The 16,827-nt window shown below is 58.2% G+C and carries 19 protein-coding genes; 16 read left to right on the plus strand and 3 right to left on the minus strand.

The annotated features are described in order from the left end of the window. Positions 1–35: 35 nt before the first annotated feature. Genes DMY87_RS11300 through dnaQ form a run of 4 tightly spaced genes read left to right on the plus strand, consistent with a single transcriptional unit; the run spans position 36 to position 2,796 of the window. Positions 36–635: a Maf family protein gene (locus DMY87_RS11300; RefSeq protein WP_110791386.1), complete on the plus strand. Its 600-nt coding sequence runs from the start codon at positions 36–38 to the stop codon at positions 633–635. Further along, positions 628–1,488, plus strand: a complete 861-nt coding sequence (locus DMY87_RS11305) for a shikimate dehydrogenase (protein ID WP_110791387.1) — start codon at positions 628–630, stop codon at positions 1,486–1,488. The genes DMY87_RS11300 and DMY87_RS11305 overlap by 8 nt, the downstream gene beginning before the upstream one ends. Then, entirely contained in the window at positions 1,485–2,102 is a 618-nt protein-coding gene (gene coaE / locus DMY87_RS11310; RefSeq protein WP_110791388.1) for a dephospho-CoA kinase, read from the plus strand. The genes DMY87_RS11305 and coaE overlap by 4 nt, the downstream gene beginning before the upstream one ends. Next, positions 2,095–2,796: a DNA polymerase III subunit epsilon gene (gene dnaQ / locus DMY87_RS11315; RefSeq protein WP_110791389.1), complete on the plus strand. Its 702-nt coding sequence runs from the start codon at positions 2,095–2,097 to the stop codon at positions 2,794–2,796. The genes coaE and dnaQ overlap by 8 nt, the downstream gene beginning before the upstream one ends. 49 nt (positions 2,797–2,845) lie before the next feature. Here the strand turns inward: dnaQ and secB are convergent, their stop codons facing one another. Together secB and DMY87_RS11325 are read right to left on the minus strand one after the other, a co-directional pair. After that, entirely contained in the window at positions 2,846–3,322 is a 477-nt protein-coding gene (gene secB / locus DMY87_RS11320) for a protein-export chaperone SecB (RefSeq protein WP_110791390.1), read from the minus strand. 84 nt (positions 3,323–3,406) lie between these two features. After that, positions 3,407–3,901 carry an FxsA family protein gene (locus DMY87_RS11325; protein ID WP_110791391.1) on the minus strand — a complete coding sequence of 165 codons (495 nt, stop codon included), beginning with the start codon at positions 3,899–3,901 and terminating at the stop codon, positions 3,407–3,409. Positions 3,902–4,049: 148 nt separating this feature from the next. On the opposite strand from DMY87_RS11325, the gene DMY87_RS11330 reads away from it, so the two are divergent. The 5 genes from DMY87_RS11330 (at position 4,050) to gyrB (ending at position 9,363) form a co-directional block, all read left to right on the plus strand. Then, on the plus strand, positions 4,050–4,748 hold the full coding sequence (locus DMY87_RS11330; protein ID WP_110791392.1) for a Tim44/TimA family putative adaptor protein: 699 nt from the start codon (positions 4,050–4,052) through the stop codon (positions 4,746–4,748). After that, positions 4,745–5,860: a murein transglycosylase A gene (gene mltA, locus DMY87_RS11335; protein WP_110791393.1), complete on the plus strand. Its 1,116-nt coding sequence runs from the start codon at positions 4,745–4,747 to the stop codon at positions 5,858–5,860. The genes DMY87_RS11330 and mltA overlap by 4 nt, the downstream gene beginning before the upstream one ends. Then, positions 5,861–6,424 carry a Smr/MutS family protein gene (locus tag DMY87_RS11340; protein ID WP_110791394.1) on the plus strand — a complete coding sequence of 188 codons (564 nt, stop codon included), beginning with the start codon at positions 5,861–5,863 and terminating at the stop codon, positions 6,422–6,424. Continuing rightward, positions 6,421–6,786 (plus strand): helix-turn-helix domain-containing protein, encoded by a 366-nt coding sequence (locus DMY87_RS11345; RefSeq protein ID WP_110791395.1) that lies wholly within the window; start codon positions 6,421–6,423, stop codon positions 6,784–6,786. Before DMY87_RS11340 ends, DMY87_RS11345 begins: the two co-directional genes overlap by 4 nt. A 141-nt stretch (positions 6,787–6,927) precedes the next feature. Beyond that, a complete protein-coding gene (gene gyrB / locus DMY87_RS11350; RefSeq protein ID WP_110791396.1) occupies positions 6,928–9,363 on the plus strand; it encodes a DNA topoisomerase (ATP-hydrolyzing) subunit B in 2,436 nt (811 codons plus the stop codon). 119 nt (positions 9,364–9,482) lie between these two features. Here gyrB and DMY87_RS11355 read toward each other — a convergent pair whose 3' ends face one another. After that, positions 9,483–10,073 carry a nitroreductase family protein gene (locus DMY87_RS11355; protein WP_110791397.1) on the minus strand — a complete coding sequence of 197 codons (591 nt, stop codon included), beginning with the start codon at positions 10,071–10,073 and terminating at the stop codon, positions 9,483–9,485. 274 nt (positions 10,074–10,347) lie between these two features. Here DMY87_RS11355 and DMY87_RS11360 point away from each other — a divergent pair, with 274 nt between their 5' ends. From DMY87_RS11360 to accD, 7 genes are all read left to right on the plus strand, one after another. Next, on the plus strand, positions 10,348–11,631 hold the full coding sequence (locus DMY87_RS11360) for a polyhydroxyalkanoate depolymerase (protein WP_110791479.1): 1,284 nt from the start codon (positions 10,348–10,350) through the stop codon (positions 11,629–11,631). A 143-nt stretch (positions 11,632–11,774) separates the two neighbouring features. Further along, on the plus strand, positions 11,775–12,206 hold the full coding sequence (locus tag DMY87_RS11365) for a DUF2852 domain-containing protein (protein ID WP_110791480.1): 432 nt from the start codon (positions 11,775–11,777) through the stop codon (positions 12,204–12,206). A gap of 95 nt (positions 12,207–12,301) precedes the next feature. Further along, positions 12,302–13,060, plus strand: a complete 759-nt coding sequence (locus DMY87_RS11370; protein ID WP_110791398.1) for a M48 family metallopeptidase — start codon at positions 12,302–12,304, stop codon at positions 13,058–13,060. A 72-nt stretch (positions 13,061–13,132) separates the two neighbouring features. After that, entirely contained in the window at positions 13,133–13,807 is a 675-nt protein-coding gene (locus tag DMY87_RS11375; protein ID WP_110791399.1) for a phosphoribosylanthranilate isomerase, read from the plus strand. Next, a complete protein-coding gene (gene trpB / locus DMY87_RS11380; protein ID WP_110791400.1) occupies positions 13,804–15,024 on the plus strand; it encodes a tryptophan synthase subunit beta in 1,221 nt (406 codons plus the stop codon). Before DMY87_RS11375 ends, trpB begins: the two co-directional genes overlap by 4 nt. A gap of 2 nt (positions 15,025–15,026) precedes the next feature. After that, on the plus strand, positions 15,027–15,866 hold the full coding sequence (trpA, locus tag DMY87_RS11385; protein WP_110791401.1) for a tryptophan synthase subunit alpha: 840 nt from the start codon (positions 15,027–15,029) through the stop codon (positions 15,864–15,866). Between the two features lie 38 nt (positions 15,867–15,904). Further along, positions 15,905–16,801 carry an acetyl-CoA carboxylase, carboxyltransferase subunit beta gene (accD, locus tag DMY87_RS11390; protein WP_110791402.1) on the plus strand — a complete coding sequence of 299 codons (897 nt, stop codon included), beginning with the start codon at positions 15,905–15,907 and terminating at the stop codon, positions 16,799–16,801. The last annotated feature ends 26 nt before the right edge of the window (positions 16,802–16,827 follow it).

Consider the following 16,827-nt stretch of genomic DNA (forward strand, 5'->3'; position numbering starts at 1 on the left):
CGCCTTACAATTATACGAACGGAGCCTGAGCGAGAATGGCGACTTCCTTGATACTGGCTTCAGCAAGCAGCGCGCGTCGACAACTGCTCAACAATGCCGGCCTGAGCTATGATGCCGAAGCGGCCAGCGTCGATGAAAGGCAACTTGAGCAGGACATTCCCGAGGCAGATCGCACGCCAACATCGATTGCGATGCACCTCGCAATTGCCAAGGCACGTGCCATCTCTCTGAGGCATCCGCTGTCAATCGTCATTGGCTGTGATCAGACGATGTCTCTTGGATCAACCCTCTTTCACAAGGCAACCGACAGGGCGGGTGCCAAATCAACCTTGCAAACCCTGCGCGGCAAGGCGCATCACTTGAACAGCGCAGTCTGCCTTGTCCGACACGGCGAGGTCATGTGGAGTCATGTATCGGTCGCTATTATGCGCATGCGCGAATTCAGCGACGCGTTTCTGGAGTCTTATCTCGATCGAAACGGTGAGAAACTGTTCGGAAGTGTTGGCTGCTACCAGTTGGAAGGCGAGGGCATCCAGCTGTTTGAGACGATCGACGGCGACTATTTCACAATCCTCGGCCTGCCGCTTTTGCCGCTCCTGGAAGAGCTGCGTAAACTGGGAATTAACCATGCGTGATTCACGTGAAACAATTCCGCCTCGGGCATTTGTGGCCGGCTACCCGATCAAACATTCGAGGTCTCCCCTGATCCATGGCTTCTGGCTTGATCAGTTCGGTCTCAACGGATCCTACGAAAAACTCGCTGTCAATCCGGACGAATTCCCCGACTTTATACAGAGAATCAAGCTCCAGGAATCCGGCTATGTAGGGGGCAATATTACAATCCCCCACAAGGAAGCTGCCTGCCGGTTGGCAGATCGCGTCGATCCGCTGGCGGAGGAACTGGGTGCGGCAAACACGCTATGGCTGGCTGATGGTGCACTTCACGCGACCAATACGGACGGTATTGGCTTTGCAAGCAATCTCGATGCGGCTCGCCCGGGTTGGGATAAAGCAGAAGTTGCCATCGTCCTGGGTGCCGGCGGTGCAAGTCGGGCAATCCTGCAATCTCTGCGGGATAGGGGGATCCGGGAAATCCGGGTGGTCAACCGCACCGCGGAACGCGCGCAGGAACTTGTCGATCGGTTTGGTGGGCCGTTGAGCGCGCATCCCATACAGGCACTAGCGGAACTGATGAAGTATGCTGACCTCTTCGTGAATACCACTTCACTTGGAATGGACGGCAGCGAGGCACCCGATCTTCCCTTTGAAACCATGCGAGCTGGTGCCCTAGTGACCGACATTGTCTACGTGCCACTTAAAACGCCATTTCTTGCAAAGGCAGAAGAAGCCGGGTTGGCAACGGTGGATGGGCTCGGGATGTTGCTGCATCAGGCGGTGCCCGGTTTCGAAAAATGGTTCGGCAGACGGCCAAACGTTACCGACGCCCTGCGTCAACTCATTCTTGCCGACATCGGGGCCAAGTCATGATTGTGATCGGGCTGACGGGTTCGATCGGAATGGGCAAGACCACGACTGCAGGACTGTTTTCCGAAGAAGGCATCCCAGTGCATGATGCGGATCAGGTGGTGCACGACCTCTATCGGGATAAGGCCGTCGCCCAGGCGATTGAATTGGCGTTTCCAGGATCTGTGATCGGCGGCGAAGTCGATAGACGGAAACTTTCGGAGAATCTGGCGAAGAATCCGGCTAACTTCAAAAAGCTGGAGGCGATTGTCCATCCGCTGGTGCATGAGCGCGAACGCGTTTTTCTTGACGAGCAGAAGCACGCCAGCCAGCCGATTGTCCTTCTCGACATTCCGCTTCTTTTCGAAACGGGTGGTCAGCAGAGGGTGGACGTGATCGTCGTCGCCAGTTGCGCCGAAGACATCCAACGTCAGCGCGTTCTTTCACGACCGGGAATGACGCAGGAGAAACTGGATCTGATCCTGTCGCGTCAGTTGCCGGACGCCGAAAAACGCGCGCATGCAGATTTTGTCGTGGACACTGGATTAGGTATCGACGATGCCAGGAGACAGGTGAAGACTATTCTTGAGACACTGCGAGCTCGCAGTTCTCGATCAGGGAAGACGGACAATGCGTGAGATCGTATTTGATACGGAAACGACAGGGTTGGAAAACAAGTTCGACCGCGTCATCGAAATCGGTGGGGTCGAGCTGCTCAACCACTTTCCGACCGGCAGAACCTTCCATGTCTATATCAATCCCGGTGACCGCAAGGTCCATCCTGATGCGCTGGCCGTCCATGGCATCACCGACGCTTTCCTGAAGGATAAGCCGAGCTTTGCGGAAATTGTGCCAGAACTGCAGGAGTTTTTCGACGGAGCCAAATGGGTGGCACACAATGCCACCTTCGATATGGGTTTCATCAATGCCGAGTTTGATCGGCTCGGCCTGCCGCCTGTCGCACCAGACCTGGTCACCGACACCTTGTCGCTCGCACGACGCAAGCACCCGATGGGCCCGAACTCCCTCGACGCCCTATGTCGCCGTTATGGCATCGACAATTCGCACCGGACAAAACATGGTGCCTTGCTCGACTCCGAACTGTTGGCCGAAGTCTATATCGAGATGCTGGGAGGCCGTCAGGCTGCACTTGGCTTGACGTCGGTGGACACGCGGCGCAGCCAGGTCGTCGAGGTAACCGAGGTCATCGAAATTTCCTATGACCGGGCGCGTGCGCTCGCCCCGCGTCTTTCCTCCGAGGAAATGGAGGGACATGCCAAGCTTGTATCAGGGCTTGGATCGAAAGCGATCTGGTCGAAATACGCCAATTGAAAAGAGCCCCGTGAAGGGCCCTTTGTTTGATCAGCGGTGTTCGCGATAATCAGTTCGGTACAGATTGCGCCTGAGCGCGGGACTGCTCTTCCGCAACACGCTGCGCGAACATCTGCGTGAAATCGATCGGGTCGATCATCAGAGGTGGGAAGCCGCCATTGCGGGTGGCGTCTGCGATGATCTGACGGGCGAACGGGAACAGCAGGCGCGGGCATTCAATGAACAGCACCGGCAGCATGTGTTCCTGCGGAAAACCGGAAATGCGGAAGACACCGCCATAGATCAGTTCGGTCACGAACACGACCTTGTCGCCATCCTTTGCTTCCGCATTCAGCGACAGCACGACATCGAAATCGGTATCGGACAGTGGATTGGCGTTGACGTTGACATTGATATTGATGGCCGGAGCCTTGTCACGCGCCTGAAGTGAGCGCGGCGCACCAGGATTCTCGAACGAAAAGTCCTTGATGTACTGGGCAAGAATGTTGAGGGACGGAGAAGCTGTTCCCTGAGTGTTGTCAGCCATAGGCCATGTCCTTGAATTGAATTGCTATGGCCATCTAACATTTGAACCCTGACCTTACAACCCTCGCAGCAGGCCACAGGCGTCTCAGTCGCGGCCGATTCGCGGCCCATTCCAGGGTGAATCTTTGCGAGGCTCGCGGGTGAATTCGTCCTTGTCGAGGTCCACGACCGTCTCCGCTTCGAAGCCGCCATTGCGCCCGTGATCCTCGTTTTGGGTGAAATGACTCCGCACGATGATCCGAGGTTTTAAGATCTGCCAGAAGAGATCCCGCAGCTGTGGAACGAACAAGAGCAAACCGATAACGTCGCCGACGAAGCCCGGCACGATCAGCAGGAAGGCGGCGACCACAAGCAAGGCTGCGTGGACGAGCTCGCGACCTGGGTCAACCCCGCGTCTGGTTTCCTCCTGTAGCCGCTGAAGAATTCCAGCACCCTGCTGTTTCAGCAGGAACAGGCCCAGCGCCGCAGAAAACACGACAAGGGCCAGGGTCCATAAAACCCCGATTGCCTGGCCGACCAAAATCAGGCTGGCGATTTCCAGAAGTGGTGCAAGGATGAAAAGCACCAATGGAAGGCGCATCGCGATCTCCAAACGCCTTCGTGATCGATATTCCGCAAGAGCCGGCGCATACTCGCTGCAAAGAATGCGTCACGCCATTTGAATGATGGGGCGCGCAAGTCTATATGGGAGATAGAAAAAGCGAATTCAATCAAGCCTGGCGGTATTCATGGGATCTAGCGATTTTGTCACTTTGTTCTTCCTGGTCGCCGCGGTGCTGATCTTTTTTCAGCTTCGCAGCGTCCTCGGTCGCCGCACGGGCAACGAAAAGTCGCCTTTTGAAACCCTGGCTCAGCGGGAAGCGGCCAAGGCGCCGGGCGCCGACGATGGCAAGGTCGTGACATTGCAGCGCCGTGATGAAGCGAATGCCGAAGACCGCTTTGCTGCGATCGATGCTTACGCGCCAGTTGGGACACCGCTGAATGATCAGCTCCGCGAACTGCTGCGCCACGACGCGACGTTCACGCCGAAGGAATTCCTGAACGGTGCCAAGATTGCCTATGAGATGATCGTTCTGGCCTATGCCGAGGACGACCGGAAGACCTTGAAGGGACTTCTGTCGCGAGAAGTCTTTGAAGGTTTCGAAAGCGCCATCGCCGATCGCGAAAGTCGCGGCGAGACCATGAAGTCGACATTCGTCGGAATCGAGAAGGCTGACATCACCCATGCCTTAGCAAAGGACAATGAGGAGCAGATCACCGTCCGTATCCTCAGTCAGTTGATCACGGCGACCTATGACAAGAGCGGAGCATTGGTTGATGGCGATGCTGAGGCGGTGGCCGATGTCAATGATGTCTGGACGTTTGCCCGCGACGTTCGCTCGCGCGATCCGAACTGGAAGTTGATTGCGACCGAAGCGGAACAATGAGCGCGGCGTCCGTCGGATACCGACTGAAGCCGGTCGGCTTCACTGAACTTCCGGGCTGGGAGAAGGACGATCCATTGGTCCTTTGGCCCGCAATGGCGGATTGCCTAGAACACTTGCGAAAGGCAAAGCCGTATCGCAGTGGCTCGCTGGGTCTCTCGACAAGCGATTTGCTGCCTCTGTTGGAAGCTGCCGTCGGAGCGGTTCCGAAAAATACGGAAGAAGCGCGCAGGTTTTTCGAGGCAAATTGCCAGGTCTTGCAAATCGTTCCGCAACAGGGCTCGGGACTCGTTACCGCATTCTATGAACCGGAGGTGGATGTGAGTGATCAGCCGGATGCGGTCTATAGATACCCGTTCTATGCCCGTCCCCACGATCTCGTCGATGTCTCCGATGCCAACAGACCGTCCGGAATGGACGCGAGTTATGCCTTTGCTCTCGAAGATGCAGTTGGAGTGAGGCCATATCCCGACCGTAGAGAAATCGATTGCGGCTATCTCGAAAATCGCGGGCTGGAAATTGCCTGGGCCAGGTCGAAAGTCGATGTTTTCTTCACCCATGTCCAAGGCGCGGCGCGACTGCGATATCCCGACGGACACATCGCTCGGATAACCTATGCAGCCAAGGCCGGCCATCCTTTCTCCGGGATCGGCCGACACCTGATCGATCTCGGCGAAATCCGGGAGCAGGATATTTCAATGCAGTCCATCCGCGCTTGGCTGGCTGCGCATCCGGACCGCGTTGACGAAATCCTTTGGCATAACCGTTCCTACATTTTCTTTCGCGAGGTGGACGTTCCGGATCTGGCACGCGGGCCTGTAGCTGCGGCGAAGGTACCCTTGATCGCCGGTCGATCTCTCGCCGTCGATCGCAGCATTCATACCTTCGGCTTCCCATTCTTCGTCCATGCGCGCGGACTGACCCGGCTGGACGCCGGCCGTGATTTTGCAAGGCTGATGTTGGCGCTCGATACCGGCTCTGCGATTGTCGGTCCGGCCCGTGGCGACATTTTTACAGGATCCGGACCGGAAGCCGGCGACATGGCGGGCGCGGTGCGCAATGCTGCGGATTTCTATATACTCGTTCCGAAGCAGGCGGCGGAGAGGTTTGTCTGAGTGTCGGGCGGGACGAAGCTGAATCCGGAAGATCGAATTCTGTGGGCTAAGGTAGCCCGCTCCACGCGTCCCATGCCGGGCCGTCTAGAGGATCTGGTGGCGTTCGAGCAGGAGTTCGAGCCGATAGCCGATGAAGAGCCGGCCCCGCTCTCGCGCGCCCCGGTCGGCCAGAATGAAGACCTGCAGGCTTCAGCCATCAACAGGAATACGGCCGTCCGTCTCCATCAACCTCTTGAACGTCCTGTAAAGCGAAAGCTGTCTCGCGGCCATCTGGCGCTGGAAGCGCGCATCGACCTGCACGGACTGATCCAGAGTGAAGCCCATGGCATGCTGCTCGACTTCCTGATCCGAGCGCATGAACGTGGCCTGCGCCATGTCTTGGTGATCACCGGCAAGGGAAGTTCACTCGGCAGCGAAGGCGCCTTGAAGCGCGCGGTGCCGCTTTGGTTCTCGCTGCCCGAGTTTCGCTTCCTGATTTCGTCATACGAACCGGCCGCACGCCAGCATGGGGGCGATGGTGCCATGTATGTGCGCCTCTCGCGTCAGGGGCAGGGCAGGCGATGACGCCGTTTGGTCATGCCGTCCGTGATCTGCGCAAGCGCAAGGGGGTCTCGCAAAAGGAGATGGCCGCCGCAATCGGCGTCTCTCCGGCTTATCTCTCGGCCCTGGAGCATGGCAAACGCGGCGTGCCCAATTTCGACTTCCTGCAAAGAGTGGCCGGCTACTTCAATATCATCTGGGACGAGGCCGAAGAACTCTTCTCGGTTGCGGCCGTTTCTCACCCTCGTGTGGTGGTCGATACCTCTGGCATGCCACCCGAATATACGGCCTTCGCGAATGATCTGGCCCGGGTGATTCGCAACCTGCCGCCGGACATGCTAAGAAATCTGCAGGATATTGTTGATGGTGCCAAAAAACGGCCGTGAACGGGTCCGATTCCCCGCGCTATCCACGGGAAACGACGCTCTCGCCTTTGGAACTCCTGCCAAAACCCCTATAGTCGAGGCGCTTGAAGCCGCTGATTCGGTTCAGCGGAACCTTTGAGAAATGACTGGAAAGATTGCTGAATGACCGACTTGCCGATCGAGGAAAATGCCGGACCGGCCGAATATGGCGCGGATTCGATCAAGGTGCTGAAGGGGCTCGACGCCGTTCGAAAGCGCCCCGGCATGTATATCGGTGACACGGATGACGGCTCGGGCCTGCATCACATGGTCTACGAAGTCGTTGACAACGCCATCGACGAAGCGCTGGCCGGTCATGCCGATATCGTTACCGTTACCTTGAACGCGGACGGATCGGTAACAGTCACCGACAACGGACGCGGCATTCCGACCGATATCCATACAGGCGAAGGCGTGTCCGCAGCGGAAGTCATCATGACCCAGCTGCATGCCGGTGGCAAGTTCGACCAGAACTCCTACAAGGTATCAGGCGGTCTGCATGGCGTGGGCGTTTCGGTCGTGAACGCGCTCTCGGTCAAGCTCAACCTGAAGATCCGCCGCAACAACAAGCTGCACGAAATTACCTTCACCCATGGCGTCGCCGACGGTCCGTTGAAAGTGATCGGCGAATATGAAGGTCGCTCAGGCACCGAAGTCACCTTCCTGCCCAGCACCGAGACTTTCACCAATGTGGATTTCGACTACGGAACGCTTGAGCATCGCCTGCGCGAGCTCGCCTTCCTGAATTCCGGTGTTCGCATCCTTCTGACCGACAAGCGCAAGTCCGATATCCGTCAGGAAGAAATGCTTTACGACGGTGGTCTGGAAGCCTTCGTGCGTTACCTCGACCGCTCGAAGAAGCCACTGGTCGACAAGCCGGTTGCCATCAAGGGCGAGAAGGACGGGATTACGGTCGAAGTCGCCATGTGGTGGAACGACAGCTACCACGAAAACGTCCTCTGCTTCACCAACAACATTCCCCAGCGCGACGGCGGCACCCATATGGCCGGCTTCCGCGGCGCCCTGACCCGCCAGGTTACCTCCTATGCGGATTCCTCCGGGATCACCAAGAAGGAAAAGGTGTCGCTGCAGGGCGAAGACTGCCGCGAAGGCCTGACGGCTGTTCTGTCGGTCAAGGTCCCCGATCCGAAGTTCTCCTCGCAGACCAAGGACAAGCTGGTTTCCTCGGAAGTCCGCCCCGTTGTTGAAAACCTCGTCAACGAGGCCCTCAGCACCTGGTTCGAAGAGCATCCGACCGAAGCGAAGATCCTCGTTGGCAAGGTGGTTGAAGCTGCCGTTGCCCGTGAGGCCGCTCGCAAAGCCCGCGAACTCACCCGTCGTAAAGGTGCGCTCGATATTGCGTCTCTGCCGGGCAAGCTTGCGGACTGCTCGGAACGTGATCCGGCAAAGTCTGAACTCTTCCTCGTCGAGGGTGACTCCGCAGGTGGTTCGGCCAAACAGGGTCGCTCGCGCGAAAATCAGGCGATCCTGCCGCTGCGCGGTAAGATCCTGAATGTTGAGCGCGCGCGCTTCGACAAGATGCTGTCGAGCCAGGAAATCGGGACACTGATCACGGCTCTCGGTACGTCGATCGGCAAGGACGAATTCAACGCCGACAAGCTGCGTTATCACAAGATCATCATCATGACCGATGCTGATGTCGACGGCGCGCATATTCGCACGCTGCTCCTGACCTTCTTCTTCCGCCAGATGCCGGCGCTGATCGAGCGCGGCCACCTCTACATTGCCCAGCCGCCGCTTTATAAGGTGGCGCGTGGCAAGTCGGTGCAGTATCTGAAGGACGAAAAGGCGCTGGAAGACTACCTGATCACCATGGGTCTGGAAGAAGCGACGCTGACGCTCTCCAATGGCGAGGTGAGGGCAGGGCAGGACCTGCGCGACGTGATCCAGGATGCGCTGCGCATCCGCTCGCTGATCGACAGCCTGCATTCCCGCTACAATCGCAATGTCATCGAACAGGCGGCCATTGCCGGCGCCCTGAATCCCGAATTGACTGGAAATCGCCAGCAGGCAGAAGCGACCGCTGCCGAAGTCGCTCGTCGACTTGATATGATCGCAGAAGAGACCGAGCGTGGCTGGCAGGGTTTCGTGACCGACGAAGGTGGTTTGCGCTTCGAACGCATGGTCCGCGGCGTCAAGGAAGTGGCTGCTGTCGACGTGGCCCTTATCGGTTCCGCCGACGCCCGTCATATGGATCAGATGTCGGCGCGCCTGCGCGACATCTATGCCGCGCCGCCGGTTTTGATGCGAAAAGATGGCCGCACGGAAATGTCCGGGCCGCGCGCCTTGCTCGATTCGATCTTTGCAACAGGCCGCAAGGGCCTCTCCATGCAGCGATACAAAGGCTTGGGCGAAATGAACGCCGAGCAGCTCTGGGAAACCACGCTCGATCCCAACGTCCGGTCGCTGCTCCAGGTGAAGGTCAACGATGCGACCGATGCGGACGGTTTGTTCTCCCGCCTGATGGGTGACGAAGTTGAGCCGCGCCGTGACTTCATCCAGGAGAATGCGCTCAACGTCGCAAACCTCGACATTTGATCCGTTCGAGCAATCCGGAAATGACAATGGCCGCGTCGTGAGACGCGGCCATTTCCTTGTGAACGGATATATCGCCGACCATGGTTAACGTGATTCACGTGAAACCATGACTGGAGCGATCAGAAACCTCCTTCGAACGCAACGTCTGCCAATGCCTTGCGTTGGTTCGGCGTTTCCCTTGATCGCAGACCCTCGGGCAGGGCCTCCTTGTCTCCCAGCTTGCCGATCGCGACAGCTGCGTTGATGTGGAAGCCGTCTGGAGCACCAAGTTCAGAAAGCGCGCGGTCGAAGCTGAAGCCGGTCATGGCATGGGCAAAATACCCAGACTTGATGGCCTGAAGTGACAGAAGACCCCAGGCGGCACCCGCATCGAAACTATGACTCCGATAGGGCTTTGGCTCCGAACCATCCGCCGGGCGGCTCAATGTGTCGGAGAAGATGAAGATGAGGGCTGATGCATTCTTCGCCCAGCCCTGGTTGAACTCCGCCAGAATGTCGAGAAACCTCTCGAACTCCGCCGTTCCCTTGAGCGCATAGACGAAACGCCAAGGCTGATAATTGAATGCAGACGGCGCCCAGTGAGCCGCATCAAGAATGGCAAGAAGGTCTTCTTTTGGCATCGTGCTCCCGTCGAAGGCACGGGGAGACCACCGATCGAGGAAGATCGGATCGACATTGAACTCGGACTGGCGGTGATTGCTGGTGGTCATGGTGTTCCTTCACTCGTGTCATGGGATGACGAACTGACCAAACATCAATTCGAAAACCTCGAAAAGGGCAGAGCCCGCATTTTAGGGCGAACCCAAGATTTCCAATTGGCCAAATGTCTGGGATGGAACCTTAAGGCTTTTCGCCCATCATCTGCTGTCTCAGGCTTGTTTTGCAGCGCCCACAGGAAAAATCCGGGCTTTTGCAGCGCACAAAGTCTGTTAGTGTGGCGTATGAACACGGACCGCCATGGTCCTGCAAAAAGGTACAGAACCCATGTTCTATCAGCTCTACGAACTGAACCACGCATTCATGGCACCATTTCGGGCATCCGCTGACGCGATGAATCTTGCCTGGAAAAACCCGTTGAACCCTTGGTCGCACACGGTCGTTGGGCGCTCCTTCTCCGCTGGCTTCGAAGTCTTCGAACGGGTCACACGGCGGTATGGGAAGCCCGCATTCGGGCTGCCGAACACGACCGTCGACGGCGAGACCGTCACGGTCGAGGAAGAAATTGTGTGGCGTAAGCCCTTCTGCGATCTGATTCATTTCAAGCGACATTTGTCGGCAGGGGTCGACAAGGGCCCCAGGATTCTCATCGTGGCGCCGATGTCCGGTCACTATGCCACCTTGTTGCGGGGGACTGTCGAGGCTCTGATCCAGAGCGCAGACGTCTATATCACCGACTGGATCGATGCCCGCATGGTGCCGGTGACCGAAGGTGATTTCGACCTCGACGACTATATCGACTATGTCATCGACATACTCCACCACCTTGGTCCTGACACCCATGTTGTCGGCGTCTGTCAGCCTTCTGTTCCCGTGCTGGCCGCCGTGGCAGTCATGGAAGATGACGGTGATACCTGTGCGCCATCCTCGATGACCCTGATGGGTGGTCCGATCGACACGCGTATCAACCCGACGGCCGTAAACCAGCTGGCCCAGGATAAGCCGCTGGAATGGTTCCGCGACAATGTCGTCATGCAGGTGCCGTGGCCACAGCCGGGTTTCATGCGCCAGGTCTATCCGGGCTTCCTGCAGCTCTCGGGCTTCATGTCGATGAACCTCGACCGGCACATGATTGCCCATAAGGACTTCTATATGCACCTCGTCAAGAACGATGGGGACTCGGCCGAGAAGCACCGCGATTTCTACGACGAATACCTGGCGGTCATGGACCTGACGGCGGAATTCTATCTGCAGACCGTGGACACAGTCTTCATCAAGCATTCCCTGCCGAAGGGTGAGATGATGCATCGCACGAAGCGTGTCGATATGACAGCGATCCGCAACGTCGCGCTTTTGACCGTCGAAGGCGAAAACGACGACATCTCCGGCGTTGGTCAGACGAAGGCGGCGCAGACAATCTGCACCAACATCCCCGAGCACATGCGAATGCACTACATGCAACCGGATGTCGGGCACTACGGTGTCTTCAACGGGTCCCGTTTCCGCCGCGAGATTGCTCCGCGCATTATCCAGTTTGCCCTGACCCATGGCAAGAAGGCCAAGGCAACGACGCCGGTCAAGCGCGTCATCAAGGGCGGCAAAGCCCTCTGACATTTTCGTCATTTCGAATTTAAGCAGCGGATTCAGTCGGTTCTCCGATTGGGTCCGCTTCTTTCTTGAAGCGCAGGCTGCCATTTCCCACATCGAAAGCATCGGACGGCATTCCGCCGTCCGCGCAAACGAGGTTATCGATGATGAACCAGTCAGCACTGCTTCGGCCGGATTGGACTCCGGCAACCGTCGCCCTGATGGTGCTGGGCTTCGTGGTCTTCTGGCCGCTCGGTCTGGCCATGCTTGCCTACATCCTGTTCGGCGAGAAGTTCCAAAGTTTCAAGCGGGAAGCCAACCGCAAGGCAGACAATGCTTTCGCCTGGTGCCGCACGAACAGCTACAGCGCCTCTGCTTCGACCGGCAATGTCGCCTTCGACGATTGGCGCAAGGCCGAACTCGAGCGTCTCGATGAAGAACGCCGCCGTCTCGACGAGATGCGGGCCGATTTTGACACTTATGCCCGCGAGTTGCGCCGGGCCAAGGATCAGGAAGAATTCGACCGCTTCATGCGTGACCGTCAGCAGATGAAGACGGCAGGTGAGGGCGGGTCGGCCCAGGGCTTCACCGGCAACTAACTGGTTGAACCCCTCCTGATAAGATCGAGGTCGGCGCTCTTGCGCCGGCCTTTTTTGCTGACCGACAACGGCACGAATCGGCTAGAACGCAGATCATGTTTCCCTTGCTGAAAAAGCTGAAACCGCAAAGAGCCCCGGCAATCCAGCTGGAGCGCGCGATTGCCGTTGACGGACAGTCCATTCCGCTGACCATTCGCAAGAACAGTCGCGCGACCCGGATTACATTGCGCATCGAGCCGGGCGGCCGTGCTCTGAAGATGACGATTCCGCCAGGCCTGCGCGAACGCGACATCAACGACTTTCTCGATCGGCACCAGGGCTGGCTCAGCACCAAGCTCAAGCGACAGAAAACAGCAGGAAGTATCGAAGATGGTGGTGAGATCCTGCTTCGAGGTATTCCCCATCGTATCGTCCATACAGGGCAGTTGCGGGGGCTTACCCAGTCGATTGACAGTGAAATCGGCCATATCCTGAGTGTCAGCGGTCTTGAGGACCATTTGCCCCGTCGTGTTGCCGATTTCCTCAAGAAGGAGGCACGTCGTGATCTGGAGCGTCTCGTGGCACTCCATGCGAGGAATGTCGGCAAGCCGGTGAAGAGCATGACCCTCAAGGATACCCGCAGCCGCTGGGGCTCATGTTCCTGGGATGGCAAGCTCAGCTTCTCCTGGCGCATCGTCATGGCACCCCCTGTAGTCATCGACTATCTCGCGGCCCATGAAGTCGCGCATTTGCGCGAGATGAATCATGGCCCGGCCTTCTGGGCGCTCTGCAAGGAGCTTTGCCCACGGATGGACGAGGCAAAGGCCTGGTTGAAGCGCCACGGGTCGGCCCTTCACGCCATCGACTTTGCCTGACTGGCCCGCGACCTTTCCGCTTGTGTCGCAAATTGGCTCGACTCTTTTTTGATTTCGTGCGACTTCGCTGCCATGAGACCCGATATAAAGATCTGCGGACTGAAGACGCCGGAGGCTGTCGATCGTGCGGCCGACCGTGGCGCAAGCCATATCGGCTTCATTTTCTTCGAAAAGAGCCCTCGGAACATCGAGCCTGATATCGCCGGCACGCTTGTCGATCGCGTTCGCGGCCGGGTCAAGAGCGTCGCTGTCACCGTCGATGCGGACAATGACGATCTCGACGAGATTATCGCGCTGATGCGTCCGGATATTCTGCAGTTCCATGGCCACGAAAGCCCGGAACGCCTTCTCACCGTGAAGGCTGTAACCGGTCTTCCGATCATGAAGGCATTTTCCATCCGGGACGCCGATGACCTGAGGCGTATCGAGCCCTATATCGGCATTGCCGATCGTTTTCTTTTCGATGCCAAACCACCGTCAGGTTCTGATTTGCCTGGTGGCAATGGCGTTCCATTCGATTGGAGCCTGCTGCGTTCGCTTGACGACAGCGTGGATTACATGCTTTCCGGAGGCCTGAACAAGGCCAATATCGCAGAGGCCCTGCGAGAGACTGGAGTGCGTGCGATCGATGTGTCTTCTGGCGTAGAATCCGCGCCGGGTGTCAAGGATCTGCAGATGATGGACGAGTTTTTTGCGGCCGTTGCCGAGGCAAGTCGCGCACAGCCGGTATCAGGGAGTGTGAAGTGAACCAGTCACCCAAACCGAATTCCTTCCGGGAAGGTCCCGACGAAGACGGCCGTTTCGGCATCTTCGGCGGTCGCTTTGTTGCCGAAACCCTCATGCCTCTGATCCTGGATCTGCAGGCAGAATGGGAAAAGGCAAAGACGGATCCGGAATTCCAGGCTGAACTGGCGCATCTGAATACGCACTACACCGGTCGTCCAAGCCCACTTTATTTCGCCGAACGCCTGACTGAAGAGCTCGGTGGCGCGAAAATCTACTTCAAGCGTGACGAGCTCAATCACACCGGTTCGCACAAGATCAACAACTGCCTCGGCCAGATCCTGCTCGCCAAGCGCATGGGTAAGACACGCATCATTGCGGAAACCGGTGCCGGCCAGCACGGTGTGGCCTCTGCCACCGTTGCTGCCCGCTTCGGCATTCCTTGCGTCGTCTACATGGGCGCGACCGACGTCGAGCGCCAGGCGCCGAATGTCTTCCGCATGAAGCTTTTGGGTGCCGAGGTAAAGCCGGTGACGGCGGGTCACGGCACGCTCAAGGATGCCATGAACGAGGCCCTGCGCGACTGGGTCACCAATGTCGATGACACCTATTACATGATCGGCACCGCGGCTGGGCCGCATCCGTATCCGGAAATGGTGCGCGACTTCCAATCGGTCATCGGACGCGAAACGCGCGAGCAGCTTATGGCCGTTGAAGGCCGCCTGCCGGATATGCTGATCGCAGCCGTCGGTGGCGGATCCAATGCCATCGGCCTGTTCCATCCCTTCCTTGATGACGCCAGCGTGCGCATCGTCGGCGTCGAAGCGGGCGGCAAGGGGTTGGAAGGCGAAGAGCATTGCGCTTCGCTCACAGCTGGTAGTCCGGGCGTCTTGCATGGCAACCGCACCTATCTGCTTCAGGATTCCGACGGCCAGATCAAGGAAGGCCATTCGATTTCGGCTGGCCTCGATTATCCCGGCATTGGCCCTGAACATTCCTGGCTCAAGGACATGGGCCGTGTCGAATACGTGCCGATCAAGGATGACGAGGCGCTGGCTGCTTTCCAGCTGCTGACGCGCACCGAAGGCATCATCCCGGCGCTTGAACCGAGCCATGCACTGGCCGAAGTCATCAAGCGTGCGCCGACCATGGACAAAGACCAGATCATAGTCATGAATCTCTGCGGTCGCGGCGACAAGGACATCTTCACCGTAGGCAAGATTCTGGGAATGGGGCTCTGATCATGACTGCTCGTATGGATAAGCGCTTCGCGGACTTGAAGGCAGAGGGCCGTCCGGCACTCGTCACCTATTTCATGGGCGGCGATCCGGACTATGAGACCTCGCTCGCGATCATGAAGGCCCTGCCAGAAGCCGGCTCTGACGTCATCGAACTGGGCATGCCTTTCTCCGACCCGATGGCCGATGGCCCGGCGATCCAGCTGGCAGGTCAGCGCGCGCTGAAAGCCGGCCAGACGCTGGTTCGCACGCTTGATCTCGCCCGTGAGTTTCGCAAGACCGACAACGACACACCGATCGTCATGATGGGCTATTACAACCCCATCTATGTCTACGGCGTCGAACGCTTTCTCGACGACGCGCTGGCCGCTGGCATCGACGGACTGATCGTCGTCGATCTGCCGCCGGAAATGGATGACGAACTCTGCATCCCAGCCCGCAGCCGCGACATCAACTTCATTCGTCTGGCGACCCCAACCACGGACGACAAGCGCCTGCCCAAGGTGCTCGAGAACACCTCCGGTTTCGTCTACTATGTCTCGATGAACGGTATCACCGGCTCCTCACTGCCGGATCCGTCCCGCGTATCGGGCGCCGTCCAGCGGATCAAGGCACATACCGACCTGCCGATCTGCGTCGGCTTTGGCGTCAAGACCGCCGAACATGCGCGGTTGATCGGCGCGAATGCCGATGGCGTCGTCGTCGGCACGGCCATCGTCAATCAGGTCGCCACCAATCTTACCACCGACGGGAAAGCCACGGCGGATACGGTGCAGGCCGTCGTCACGCTGGTTCGCGGCCTGGCAAGCGGCGTGCGCAGTGCACGCCTTGCTGCTGCCGAATAACTTTCCCATATGAGCTGGAAACGTCAGGAGTACACCGCGTGAACTGGATCACCAACTATGTTCGCCCGCGCATCAATTCTATGCTCGGCCGCCGCGAAGTTCCGGAAAATCTCTGGATCAAGTGCCCGGAAACGGGCGAGATGGTCTTCCACAAGGACCTTGAAGAGAACAAGTGGGTCATCCCGGCCTCCGGCTATCACATGAAGATGCCGGGCAAGGCGCGTTTGATCGACCTGTTTGATGGTGGCCAGTACGAGGCGCTTCAGCAGCCGAAGGTGGCCCAGGATCCGCTCAAGTTTCGCGATTCGAAGAAATACAGCGATCGACTGAAGGACAGCCGTCTGAAGACCGAGCAAGAAGACACGATCCTCGCTGGCGTCGGCACAGTGCAGGGTATGAAGCTCGTTGCCGTCGTGCACGAATTCAACTTCATGGGTGGCTCGCTCGGCATTGCCGCCGGCGAAGCGATCGTGAAGGCTTTTGAGCGCGCCATCAAGGAAAAGTGCCCGCTGGTGATGTTCCCGGCTTCCGGTGGAGCCCGTATGCAGGAAGGTATCCTTTCGCTGATGCAGCTGCCACGCACGACGGTTGCTGTCGACATGCTGAAGGAAGCCGGCCAGCCCTATATCGTCGTGTTGACCAATCCGACGACCGGTGGCGTCACCGCGTCCTATGCGATGCTGGGTGATCTGCACATCGCCGAGCCCGGTGCCGAAATCTGCTTTGCCGGCAAGCGCGTCATCGAGCAGACAATCCGCGAAAAGCTGCCCGAAGGTTTCCAGACCTCGGAATATCTGCTGGAGCACGGCATGGTCGACATGGTCGTCAAGCGACATGACATTCCCGACACACTCGCCCGCGTTCTCAAGATTATGACCAAGCGTCCGGCAAACGACACTGCAGCTGTGGTGCCGGCAGCCAAGGCGTCGGCCTGAGACCCCATTCCGTCGAGGCCGCGGCA

It is taken from the genome of Peteryoungia wuzhouensis, assembly GCF_003205195.1.
Classification (GTDB): Bacteria; Pseudomonadota; Alphaproteobacteria; order Rhizobiales; family Rhizobiaceae; genus Allorhizobium; species Allorhizobium wuzhouense.

Bases quoted from the DNA above. Each gene is read 5' to 3' on its own strand.
- DMY87_RS11300 (WP_110791386.1), top strand. From the start codon at position 36: ATGGCGACTTCCTTGATACTGGCTTCAGCAAGCAGCGCGCGTCGACAA.
- DMY87_RS11330 (WP_110791392.1), top strand. From the start codon at position 4,050: ATGGGATCTAGCGATTTTGTCACTTTGTTCTTCCTGGTCGCCGCGGTG.
- DMY87_RS11325 (WP_110791391.1), bottom strand. From the start codon at position 3,901: ATGCGCCTTCCATTGGTGCTTTTCATCCTTGCACCACTTCTGGAAATC.
- mltA (WP_110791393.1), top strand. From the start codon at position 4,745: ATGAGCGCGGCGTCCGTCGGATACCGACTGAAGCCGGTCGGCTTCACT.
- secB (WP_110791390.1), bottom strand. From the start codon at position 3,322: ATGGCTGACAACACTCAGGGAACAGCTTCTCCGTCCCTCAACATTCTT.
- DMY87_RS11305 (WP_110791387.1), top strand. From the start codon at position 628: ATGCGTGATTCACGTGAAACAATTCCGCCTCGGGCATTTGTGGCCGGC.
- trpA (WP_110791401.1), top strand. From the start codon at position 15,027: ATGACTGCTCGTATGGATAAGCGCTTCGCGGACTTGAAGGCAGAGGGC.
- DMY87_RS11360 (WP_110791479.1), top strand. From the start codon at position 10,348: ATGTTCTATCAGCTCTACGAACTGAACCACGCATTCATGGCACCATTT.
- DMY87_RS11375 (WP_110791399.1), top strand. From the start codon at position 13,133: ATGAGACCCGATATAAAGATCTGCGGACTGAAGACGCCGGAGGCTGTC.
- DMY87_RS11345 (WP_110791395.1), top strand. From the start codon at position 6,421: ATGACGCCGTTTGGTCATGCCGTCCGTGATCTGCGCAAGCGCAAGGGG.
- gyrB (WP_110791396.1), top strand. From the start codon at position 6,928: ATGACCGACTTGCCGATCGAGGAAAATGCCGGACCGGCCGAATATGGC.
- dnaQ (WP_110791389.1), top strand. From the start codon at position 2,095: ATGCGTGAGATCGTATTTGATACGGAAACGACAGGGTTGGAAAACAAG.
- DMY87_RS11355 (WP_110791397.1), bottom strand. From the start codon at position 10,073: ATGACCACCAGCAATCACCGCCAGTCCGAGTTCAATGTCGATCCGATC.
- coaE (WP_110791388.1), top strand. From the start codon at position 1,485: ATGATTGTGATCGGGCTGACGGGTTCGATCGGAATGGGCAAGACCACG.
- DMY87_RS11370 (WP_110791398.1), top strand. From the start codon at position 12,302: ATGTTTCCCTTGCTGAAAAAGCTGAAACCGCAAAGAGCCCCGGCAATC.
- DMY87_RS11365 (WP_110791480.1), top strand. From the start codon at position 11,775: ATGAACCAGTCAGCACTGCTTCGGCCGGATTGGACTCCGGCAACCGTC.